The organism is Pseudoalteromonas sp. AS84, assembly GCF_038900255.1.
Lineage (GTDB): Bacteria > Pseudomonadota > Gammaproteobacteria > Enterobacterales > Alteromonadaceae > Pseudoalteromonas.
This window is the reverse complement of record NZ_JBBMQY010000048.1, coordinates 1-2,297: the sequence shown is the minus strand read 5'-3', so window position 1 is coordinate 2,297 and position 2,297 is coordinate 1. Positions and strand designations below refer to the sequence as shown.

The following is a 2,297-nucleotide window of genomic DNA, read 5'->3' as shown; positions in this document are numbered from 1 at the left end:
TGATACTGGACTTGAACCAGTGACCCTCGCCTTGTAAGGGCGATGCTCTCCCAACTGAGCTAATCACCCACATATAAATTAAAACGCTACTATTAAAATAAATAGTACTGGACTTTAACCAGTGAACCTCGCCGTTACTTGTAAATAGCGGTGATGCTCTCTTTTTTCTAACTGAGCTAATCACCCATTTAGATTTTTGTAATATACACCATTTTAAAAAATGGTGGGTCGTACTGGACTTGAACCAGTGACCCTCGCCTTGTAAGGGCGATGCTCTCCCAACTGAGCTAACGACCCATATTACAATTTTATAACGCGACTATTAAATAATAATAGGTTTTATATGTGGTGGGTGATACTGGACTTGAACCAGTGACCCTCGCCTTGTAAGGGCGATGCTCTCCCAACTGAGCTAATCACCCACATATAAATTAAAACGCTACTATTAAAATAAATAGTACTGGACTTTAACCAGTGAACTTCGCCGTTGCTTGTAAGTAGCGGTGATGCTCTCTTTTTTCTAACTGAGCTAACGACCCATATAGAATTTAGATGTGAACACTTTAATTAAAAAGTGGTGGGTGATACTGGACTTGAACCAGTGACCCTCGCCTTGTAAGGGCGATGCTCTCCCAACTGAGCTAATCACCCACATCTAAACAACATCACATTGCTGCGTTGTTGTGGGGCGCTATTATAGATAGAGTTGGAAATGTGTCAACACTTGAATGATAAAAATGTACTGAGTGAAGCTTTTATAAACAATAGGATACTTTGGAAGTCTATTTTATCATCAAATTCAATGTGGCAGTTCAATTAAGCACCAAAAGAGAGCAGGAATTATAACTCTATTAATCTTAAATTTAGTTTTACGATACTCATTGTTTTTTTATTGGAGTCGTTTTTATGATTATAATCCAGATGGATTAATATTAGGGCGAGTTATTTAGTGAATAGAGCTGGCCTTTAAAAATGAATTTAATTTAAACTTCCCCAAACGAATGATATTTACAGTACTCTAAACTTTATTTTTGTACTTGTTTTATTTTTTATAAGCCAACCTAGTCAATTCGAAAGACGCACTCCTCACTAACAGCCTTTCGGGTTAAGGCTAGGGCGTGTTGATCTTTCGAGGTTAAATTTGCAGCAGTATGTTAGGTGTTTAGATAAGGCAGAGCCTATTCGTGTGGTTATTCCCGATAAATAGGCGATAACGCAGTATAAAGACCAGACATGCGCTGCCCGAAGGGTTCTGCCCGGGGGGAATTACTCTTTGGTTGCTCGGTTTTTAGTTAGCCCACTAGGTTACAAACCTCGCGCCGCGATTAAATCGCCCCTAGATTGAACAAATTTCAATCCACAAAGGTCAACATGCCCTAAATAAATCACACATAGCTAAAGTTTTGTACATAGAATTACGAAGCTACAATGTTCTTTAAAAAATGTTCTTCAAACAATAATCGACTTTTCTCAGTACGAGCTACGCTGGCTATTAAGCGAGTGAAGGCTGTGGGTACTCTCAAACCCACATTTAAACTTTGGTTATTATAAGTAATTATAACTTTTAAAAGATTAAGGCTATTGGCGAGGCCTTAATTGGTAGTTTTTAGATAAATTCAATTTGCATATAAATGTATACCTTTGCTTTGATGTAGTTTCGTTGTATTAATTAGGGGGAGTAGGGTGTTGTTGAGTATTCGCTGCGATATAGTGATGTTATTATAAGCAGTAGGGCTAGAATATTATTCAAATTGTATTTTTTAGCACGCTTGATAGCCAGTTTGTTGAAAATTAAACCATTTAAATAAAGCTAGGTAAAAAACTGTTGACTTTATTTTGGGTGGTGCATAGAATGCGCCCCGCACTAAGCGATACACGATGTGTTTATCACGACGGGTGTTGATTAAGTTGGGGCCATAGCTCAGCTGGGAGAGCGCTTCGCTGGCAGTGAAGAGGTCTGCGGTTCGATCCCGCATGGCTCCACCAAAAATTAGTGTTTTGTCCTAGGGTAGCAGTTTTCTGTGTCCCCATCGTCTAGAGGCCTAGGACACCGCCCTTTCACGGCGGTAACAGGGGTTCGAATCCCCTTGGGGACGCCACTTAGCTTTTATTAGTTAAAGGCGGTTTTACCGAGAAAATAGCGTCACAATTAAAGCTCGAGTCTTTACTTGTATTAAACGCAATTACCTTAAAGCTCATGATGTGAGTTAAACTTATCAATTGTCCTAGTGACACATTTATGTGTCCCCATCGTCTAGAGGCCTAGGACACCGCCCTTTCACGGCGGTAACAGGGGT

Annotated in this window: 5 tRNA genes; 2 read left to right on the top strand and 3 right to left on the bottom strand. The window is 39.7% G+C overall.

Annotated features, from left to right (window positions below):
- Positions 1 to 221: 221 nt before the first annotated feature.
- The 3 genes from WNY79_RS20770 to WNY79_RS20760 all read right to left on the bottom strand — a co-directional run bounded on the left by WNY79_RS20770 (position 222) and on the right by WNY79_RS20760 (position 651).
- A tRNA-Val gene (locus tag WNY79_RS20770) sits at positions 222 to 297 on the bottom strand.
- A 49-nt stretch (positions 298 to 346) separates the two neighbouring features.
- Positions 347 to 422, bottom strand: a tRNA-Val gene (locus tag WNY79_RS20765).
- Between the two features lie 153 nt (positions 423 to 575).
- Positions 576 to 651: transfer RNA gene (locus tag WNY79_RS20760), tRNA-Val, on the bottom strand.
- A 1,259-nt stretch (positions 652 to 1,910) separates the two neighbouring features.
- On the opposite strand from WNY79_RS20760, the gene WNY79_RS20755 reads away from it, so the two are divergent.
- Positions 1,911 to 1,986: transfer RNA gene (locus WNY79_RS20755), tRNA-Ala, on the top strand.
- 37 nt (positions 1,987 to 2,023) lie between these two features.
- Positions 2,024 to 2,099 (top strand) — tRNA-Glu (locus WNY79_RS20750).
- Positions 2,100 to 2,297 lie beyond the last annotated feature (198 nt).